The following is a 7586-nucleotide window of genomic DNA, read 5'->3' on the forward strand; positions in this document are numbered from 1 at the left end:
GCGGCTCCGGCTGCGAGGGACGTCAGGCGCTCTCTCGCCGACCGCCCCACCGCCGTTACAGGGTGCCCTTCGTCGACGGCACGCCGGTGATCCGGTCGTCGCGCGCCACCGCGGCCCGCAGCGCCCGGGCCACGGCCTTGAACTCCGCCTCCGTGACGTGGTGCGGGTCGCGCCCGTCCACGACGCGCACGTGCAGCGCGAGGTGGCCGTGGAAGGCCAGCGACTCGAACACGTGCCGGTTGAGCACCGTGGGGTAGTGCCCGCCGACGACGAAGCCCGCCATCACCTCGGGCTCGCCGGAGTGCACCGCGTACGGCCGGCCGGAGACGTCCACGACCGCCTGGGCGAGCGCCTCGTCCATCGGGATCCAGGCGTCGCCGAAGCGGCGGATGCCCGCCTTGTCGCCCAGCGCCTGGCGCAGTGCCTGCCCGAGCACGATCGCGGTGTCCTCGACGGTGTGGTGCGCGTCCAGCTCGACGTCGCCGGTGGCCGCCACGGTGAGGTCGAAGGCGCCGTGCTTGCCGAAGGCGTCGAGCATGTGGTCGAAGAACGGCACGCCCGTCGAGATCGCGGTGATCCCGGTGCCGTCCAGGTCGATCTCGACGAGGACCTTCGACTCCTTCGTCACCCGCTCCACGCGGCCGACCCTGCTCATGCGATCTCCTCCAGCACCCCGGCCGCTGCGGCCAGGAACGCGTCGTTCTCCTCGGGCGTACCGACCGTCACCCGCAGCCGCTCCGGGATCCCGACGTCGCGGATCAGCACGCCGCGGTCCAGGAACGCCCGCCACGCCGCGGGGGCGTCGGGGAAGCGGCCGAACAGCACGAAGTTCGCGTCGCTCGGCACGACGTCGTAGCCGGCGGCGGCGAGCGCCGCCATCACCCGGTCCCGCTCGGCGCGCAGCAGCGCCACCGACGCGAGCGTCGCGTCCGCGTGCCGCAGCGCCGCCCGCGCGGCCGCCTGGGTGAGCACCGACAGGTGGTACGGCAGCCGGACGAGCTGCAGCGCGTCCACGACGGCGGGGGCGGCGGCGAGGTAGCCCAGCCGGCCGCCCGCGAACGCGAACGCCTTGCTCATCGTGCGCGAGACGATCAGCTTCGCCCCGTGGTGCGGGAGCAGGGTGGCGGCGCTGGGCCGGTCCGAGAACTCGGCGTACGCCTCGTCCACCACGACGATCCCGGGCGCGGCGTCGATCAGCTCGGCCAGCTCCGCCGGCTCCAGTGACTGGCCGGTGGGGTTGTTCGGGCTGGTCAGGAACGTGATGTCGGGGGCCCGCCGCGCGAGCAACGCGGCCGCGGCGGGGACGTCGATCGCGAAGTCCGCACCCCGGGGAGCGCGCAGCCACTCCGTGCGGGTGCCCGCGGCGATGATCGGGTGCATCGAGTAGGACGGCTCGAACCCGACGGCCACCCGGCCCGGCCCGCCGAAGGCCTGCAGGACCTGCTGGAGGATCTCGTTGGAACCGTTGGCCGCCCACAGGTTGGCGGCCTGCAGCGGCACCCCCGTCGCGGTGCGCAGGTAGGCGGCGAGGTCGGCGCGCAGCGCGACCGCGTCCCGGTCCGGGTAGCGGTGCAGTTGCGCCGCCACCTCGCGGACCGCCGCGGTGACGTCGGCCACCAGCTCCGGCGGCGGCGGGTAGGGGTTCTCGTTGGTGTTGAGGCGCACCGCGACGTCCAGCTGCGGCGCGCCGTAGGGGCTGCGGCCGCGCAGGTCGGCGCGCAGCGGCAGGTCCTCGAGGCCGACGTCCGTCCCGATCCCCTGCTCGACCGCTGTCATCGGGGCTGTCGTCGGGGCTGTCGTCGGGGCTGTCGTCGGGGCGGTCATCGGGGCGGTCATCGGGCGAAACGGGCGGAGACCGCCTGGCCGTGCGCGGGCAGGTCCTCGGCGTGGGCCAGCGTGACGACCCGGTCCGCCACGTCGCGCAGCGCCTCCTGCGTGTACTCCACGACGTGCACGCCGCGCAGGAACGTCTGCACCGACAGGCCCCCGGAGTGCCGCGCGCAGCCGCCGGTGGGCAGCACGTGGTTGGAGCCTGCGCAGTAGTCGCCCAGCGACACCGGCGCCCACGGCCCGACGAAGATCGCGCCGGCGTTGCGCACCCGCATCGCCACCTCGCGCGCGTCCGCGGTCTGGATCTCCAGGTGCTCGGCGGCGTAGGCGTCCACGACCGCGACGCCCTCGGCGAGGTCGCGCACCAGGATCGTCCCGGACTGCGGGCCGCCGAGCGCGGTGCGGATCCGTTCGGTGTGCTTGGTCTGCGCGACCAGCACGGCCAGCTCGGCGTCCACCGCGTCCGCGAACGCGTCCGACGTCGTGACCAGCACCGACGCGGCCATCGTGTCGTGCTCGGCCTGGCTGATCAGGTCCGCGGCCACGTGGGCGGCGTCCGCGGTGTCGTCCGCCAGGACCGCGATCTCGGTCGGGCCTGCCTCGGCGTCGATCCCGATGAGGCCGCGCAGCAGCCGCTTCGCCGCCGTCAGGTAGATGTTGCCGGGCCCGGTGACCATGTCGACCGGCTCCAGCCCGGCGCCGTCGGTGTCCGTGCCGCCGTAGGCGAGCAGCGCGACGGCCTGCGCGCCGCCGACGGCCCACACCTCGTCCACCCCGAGCAGCGCGGCCGCCGCGAGGATCGTCGGGTGCGGCAGCCCGCCGTGCTCGGCCTGCGGGGGGCTCACGACGACCAGGGACTCCACGCCCGCCTCCTGCGCGGGCACCACGTTCATCACCACGCTCGACGGGTAGACCGCGAGCCCGCCCGGGGCGTACAGGCCGACGCGGCGGACCGGAACGAACCGCTCCGTCACCGTCCCGCCCGCGACGACCTGGGTGACGGTGTCGGTGCGGCGCTGCTCCGCGTGCACCGTCCGGGCGCGCTCGATCGAGGTCTCCAGCGCCGTACGCACCGCGGGGTCCAGCGCCGAGAGCGCCCCGGCGAGCGTCTGGCGCGGCACCCGGATCCCGCTGGGGCGCACCCGGTCGAACCGCTCGGCGAACTCCAGGACGGCCTCGACCCCGCGCTCGTGCACCGCATCCACGATCGGCGCGACGTCGGCGAGGACCGCGTCGACGTCCACCTCGGCGCGCGGCACGAGCGTCCGCAGCACGGCGGGACGGGGCAGGGGTGCGGTGCGCAGGTCGGTGCGGCGGAGCATGGAGGTCAGGGTACGTGCGCCGTTTCCGCCGATCACGGGCCGCCCAGGGCCCGACCGCGCTGTCGACAAACGCCTCGAGAGGCGGGGTCTCGATCCGCCTACCGGCGCCCGGCGCTGGTCGTGTCCTCCAACCGCTTCAACCGGTCGCGGATCTCGACCGTCCTCGTCGCCGCCGTCACCTCGAACCTGCGGCTGGCCGCGGCCCCGGGCAACGTCACGCTGCCCCGGCATGCCGGCAGCCTGCCGAAGCCGTCGGTCGTGAACGTGTCGCAGTTACTCACGGTCGACCGCGTGACGCTCGACCAGCGCATCGGCGCGCTCGATCCGGCGTACGTTCGGGCCGTCGACGACGGGCTACGGCTGGTACTCGGGCTGTGATCGCGGGTATCTACGATCCCGCGCGTGTCCCCTTCCCGCACCCGCGCGCGCGACGCGGACCGCAGCAGCGTGTGCAGCGCCCTGGACGCCGCGTTCGCCGACGGCCAGCTGGACGGCGCCGAGCATCGCGAGCGCACCGCGGCCGCGCTGCGCGCCCGGACCCTCGGCGAGTTGCGCGGTCTCGTCGAGGACCTGCAGGTCACCCCGCAGGTGACCCGACGCGTCGCCGAGCCTGCCCGGCCCCGCGGGCGGGCGCGGCTCGTCGGGGCGGTGCTGTCGGTGCTGCTGCTGGCGGCGGGCTTCGGGATCGGCCGGGCGACGGCGCCGGACGCGACGGAAGCCGGGACGGTCGGCTCCGGTGAGGCGTCCGGGACGACGCCGCGGGTCGTCGGGCTCGCCGGCCTGCACACCCCCGAGGGCTTCACCCGCTTCCTCGCCGACGTGCAGGAGCAGCTCGGCACCACCCGCGTCGCGCAGGCGACCGTCTACCCCGGGTACGCGGTGATCACGACGGCGGTGCCCGGCCGGCCCGGCCGCGCGCAGACCTACCAGTACCGCGGCGGGCTCGACGGGCCCTCCGAGGGCGGGACGCGTGACGCCGACCAGCCGCTGGTCGACCTGGCCGCGTTCGACCCGGCCGTCGTCCTGCCGCTGGTGGCGGGCGCACCGGAGAGCCTGAAGGTCGGCGAGGCCACGAGCACGTACCTGATCTTCGACGACGACGGGGACGGCCCGCAGGTCGCGGTGTACGCCTCCAACGACTACCACGAGTCCGGCTACCTGGAGGCCCGCCCGGACGGCTCGATCGTCTCGGTCCACCCGTACGCGGCCGGCTGATCCGCCCCGGCGGTGATCACCACGCCAGGTGCACGGCGCTCACATCCGAGCGCCATGTACCGCCCGCGGCGATCATGGCCCCGGACGGACGGGCACCCCGGGCTCACCCCGCGCGCAGGTCCAACCCCAGGTCCAGGGCGATCACCGAGTGCGTGAGCGCGCCGACGGAGATGAAGTCGACGCCGGTCTCCGCGTACGCGCGGGCGTCGGGCAGCGTGAGGCCACCCGAGGACTCCAGCAGCGTCGGCGAGCTCCCGCGGCGGCGCACCGCCTCGGCCGTCTGCGCCGCGCTGAAGTTGTCCAGCAGCACGAGCTCCGCGCCCAGGGCGAGCACCTCGTCGAGCTGCCCCAGGGAGTCCACCTCGACCTCGCACGGCAGGTCCGGGGCCGCCGCGCGGGCGGCCGCCAGCGCCGCGCCGACGGAGCCCGCGGCGGCGACGTGGTTGTCCTTGATCAGCACGGCGTCGCCGAGGCCGAGGCGGTGGTTCATGCCGCCGCCGCAGCGCACCGCGTACTTCTCCAGCAGCCGAAGGCCCGGCAGCGTCTTGCGGGTGTCGCGGATCCGGGCGCGCGTGCCGGCGACGGCGTCCACCCAGGCGCGGGTGGCCGTCGCGACGCCCGACAGGTGGCAGAGCAGGTTGAGCGCGGTCCGCTCCGCGGTGAGCAGGCCCCGCACGGGCGCGCGGACGGCGAGGGCGACGTCGCCCGCGGCGAGCCGGTCGCCGTCGGCACGCTCGACGAGCAGCTCGTAGTCACCGAGCACGCGGTCCAGCACCGCGCGTGCCACCGGCAGCCCCGCGAGCACGCCGGGCTTGCGCGCCGCGAACTCCCCCACCGCGACGGCGTCCGCGGGCACGGTGGCGGCCGTCGTCGCGTCCGGGCCGTAGCGCAGGTCCTCGGCCAGGGCCGTCTCGACGACACGGTGCAGGTCCGCCGGATCGGGGACGCCGATCCCGGTGGCGCCGCCGACGCCGGCCGCGGGGCCGCGGACCGGCGGGTGTGCACCCTGTCCGGTCGCGACCTGCGTCACCGCACGCTCGGCGCTCACGCTGCACCCGCCGTGCCGACCGCGGCGCGCTCGAACTCGACGACGGGCCGCCCCGCCTCGTCCAGGCGCACCAGCAGGCTGGAGCGCTGCCAGGCGTCGTCGCGGTCGGGGAAGTCCGTGCGGACGTGGCAGCCACGGGTCTCGCGGCGCGTTCCCGCCGCGGCGAGGACGGCCTGCGCGAGCAGGGTGAGCGCAGCGTCCTCCATCCCGGCCCGGTCGATCGGCGAGCCGAGCACCGTGACGGCCTCGACGGCGTCCGACGCGGCGGCGAGCCCTGCGGCGTCGCGGCCGATCGCCGCGCCCGCGCTCATCGCCCGCTGCAGGACGGCGCGGTCGGCGATCGCGACGGCCGGGGCCGGGGCCAGCAGGCCGCGCGCGACCACGCGGGGCGCGGCGAGATCGGCGGCCACGGTCCGCGCCACCCGCGCACCGACGACCAGGCCTTCCAGCAGGCTGTTCGACGCGAGGCGGTTCGCACCGTGCAGCCCGGTGCGCGCCACCTCACCCGCGGCGTAGAGGCCGGGGACCCCGGTGCGCCCGTCCACGTCCGTGGCGACGCCACCGCACGCGTAGTGCGCGGCAGGGGTCACCGGGATCGGGTCGCGGGCCGGATCGACCCCGACAGCGGCGCAGGCGGCGTGGACGGTCGGGAACCGGCGGGCGAACCCGTCGATGCCGGTGGCGTCCAGCCACACGCACGCCGCGCCCGTCTCGGCCATCCGGCGGGTGATCGCGGCGGCGACGACGTCGCGCGGGGCGAGGTCGGCGAGCGGGTGCACGTCGGCCATGAAGGCGCGCCCGGCGCGGTCGCGCAGGACGCCACCCTCGCCGCGGACGGCCTCGGTGACGAGCGGGCGTTGCCCCGTCGCCCCCGGCACGTGCAGCACCGTGGGGTGGAACTGGACGAACTCCAGGTCGGCCGCGACGGCACCGGCGCGCAGGGCGATCGCCACCCCGTCCCCGGTGGCGGTGGCGGCGTTGGTGGTGCTCGCGTAGAGCTGGCCGTAGCCGCCGGTCGCGAGCAGGACCGCGGGCGCGCGCAGCACGCCGGGGCGGCCCCGGTCGTCGAGCAGCGCGATCCCGACGACGGCCCCCGCACCGTCGCGCAGCGCGTCGACGGCGACGTGGCCGGTGAGCAGCGCCAACCCGCCCGACGCCGCGGCCGCGACCAGCGCGCGCTCGACCTCCGCGCCCGTCGCGTCCCCGCCGGCGTGGATCACCCGGAACGCCGAGTGCCCGCCTTCGCGGGTGCGGTCCAGCCGTCCCGGCGGCCCGTCGAACACCGCGCCCCTGGCCCGCAGCCGGGCGACGGCCGCCGGCCCGCCCGCGACGATCGTGGCGACGGCGGTGGGGTCGTTGAGCCCCCCGCCCGCGGCGAGGGTGTCGGCGACGTGCAGGCCGGCACCGTCGCCCGCCACGTCGCCGAGGACGACGGCGACCCCGCCCTGCGCGAGCGCCGTGCAGCCCGCGTCCGGAGCGTCCTTGGTCACGACGACGACCCGCAGGCCGCGCTCGGCCGCGTCCAGCGCCGCGGTGAGGCCCGCGACCCCGCTGCCGACGACGACGAGATCCGCACCGGCCTCCCAGCCCGCGCCGCGAGCGGCCCGGCGCGGGGTCACTCGCCACCCCCCGGCCTGCCGATGGCGATCATGCGCTCGACCGACGCCAGGGCGCGCGCCGCGAGCCCGGGCTCGACGTGCACCTCGTCGGTGCCGTCGCGCAGCGAGCGCAGCAGCGCCGTCGGAGTGATCATCTTCATGTAGCGGCACGACGCCCGGTCGTTGACGGCCCGGAAGTCCACCTCGGGCGCGGCCCGGCGCAGCTGGTGCAGCATCCCGACCTCGGTGGCCACCAGCACCGTGGCGGCCGTGGACGCGCGGGCGGCGTCGAGCATCCCGCCCGTCGAGAGGATCTTGACGCGCCCCTGCGGCACCGCCCCCGCCCCGGCGAGGTAGAGCGCGGACGTGGCGCAGCCGCACTCGGGATGCACGAAGAGCTCGGCGTCCGGGTGCGCCTGCGCCTGCGCGGTGAGCGCGGGCCCGCTGATCCCGGCGTGGTCGTGGCACACCCCCGCCCAGACGGGCATGTTCTCCCGGCCGGGGTTCCGCCGCACGTGCGCGCCGAGGAACTGGTCGGGCAGGAAGTGCACCACGCGGGCGGCGGGGATCGAC

Annotated in this window: 9 protein-coding genes; 3 read left to right on the forward strand and 6 right to left on the reverse strand. The window is 76.4% G+C overall.

Going from position 1 to position 7586, the window contains the following annotated elements:
- Nucleotides 1-55: 55 nt before the first annotated feature.
- Complete coding sequence (gene hisB, locus AB7J25_RS20600; RefSeq protein WP_428511223.1) at nt 56-655, reverse strand: imidazoleglycerol-phosphate dehydratase HisB; 600 nt, start codon at nt 653-655, stop codon at nt 56-58.
- Nucleotides 652-1776: a histidinol-phosphate transaminase gene (locus AB7J25_RS20605; protein WP_428511224.1), complete on the reverse strand. Its 1125-nt coding sequence runs from the start codon at nt 1774-1776 to the stop codon at nt 652-654. Before AB7J25_RS20605 ends, hisB begins: the two co-directional genes overlap by 4 nt.
- On the opposite strand from AB7J25_RS20605, the gene AB7J25_RS20610 reads away from it, so the two are divergent.
- On the forward strand, nt 1754-1900 hold the full coding sequence (locus AB7J25_RS20610; protein ID WP_428511230.1) for a hypothetical protein: 147 nt from the start codon (nt 1754-1756) through the stop codon (nt 1898-1900). The two genes, AB7J25_RS20605 and AB7J25_RS20610, sit on opposite strands and share 23 nt — an antisense overlap.
- Here the strand turns inward: AB7J25_RS20610 and hisD are convergent.
- Entirely contained in the window at nt 1833-3104 is a 1272-nt protein-coding gene (gene hisD / locus AB7J25_RS20615) for a histidinol dehydrogenase (RefSeq protein WP_428511225.1), read from the reverse strand. The genes AB7J25_RS20610 and hisD overlap by 68 nt on opposite strands.
- Here hisD and AB7J25_RS20620 point away from each other — a divergent pair.
- Together AB7J25_RS20620 and AB7J25_RS20625 are read left to right on the forward strand one after the other, a co-directional pair.
- Entirely contained in the window at nt 3021-3530 is a 510-nt protein-coding gene (locus tag AB7J25_RS20620) for a type II toxin-antitoxin system PemK/MazF family toxin (RefSeq protein WP_428511226.1), read from the forward strand. The two genes, hisD and AB7J25_RS20620, sit on opposite strands and share 84 nt — an antisense overlap.
- A 24-nt stretch (nt 3531-3554) precedes the next feature.
- Nucleotides 3555-4367: a DUF1707 SHOCT-like domain-containing protein gene (locus AB7J25_RS20625; protein ID WP_428511227.1), complete on the forward strand. Its 813-nt coding sequence runs from the start codon at nt 3555-3557 to the stop codon at nt 4365-4367.
- A gap of 103 nt (nt 4368-4470) precedes the next feature.
- Here the strand turns inward: AB7J25_RS20625 and nadC are convergent, their stop codons facing one another.
- The 3 genes from nadC to nadA form a co-directional block, all read right to left on the reverse strand.
- Nucleotides 4471-5319 (reverse strand): carboxylating nicotinate-nucleotide diphosphorylase, encoded by an 849-nt coding sequence (gene nadC, locus AB7J25_RS20630; protein ID WP_428511231.1) that lies wholly within the window; start codon nt 5317-5319, stop codon nt 4471-4473.
- Nucleotides 5320-5411: 92 nt separating this feature from the next.
- Nucleotides 5412-7034 carry an L-aspartate oxidase gene (locus tag AB7J25_RS20635; RefSeq protein ID WP_428511228.1) on the reverse strand — a complete coding sequence of 541 codons (1623 nt, stop codon included), beginning with the start codon at nt 7032-7034 and terminating at the stop codon, nt 5412-5414.
- On the reverse strand, nt 7031-7586 hold a 556-nt coding region (gene nadA, locus AB7J25_RS20640), incomplete at its 5' end, for a quinolinate synthase NadA (RefSeq protein WP_428511229.1). The genes nadA and AB7J25_RS20635, both read right to left, overlap by 4 nt.

This window comes from Pseudonocardia sp. (assembly GCF_050246655.1).
In the GTDB taxonomy this organism is placed as follows: Bacteria; Actinomycetota; Actinomycetes; order Mycobacteriales; family Pseudonocardiaceae; genus Pseudonocardia.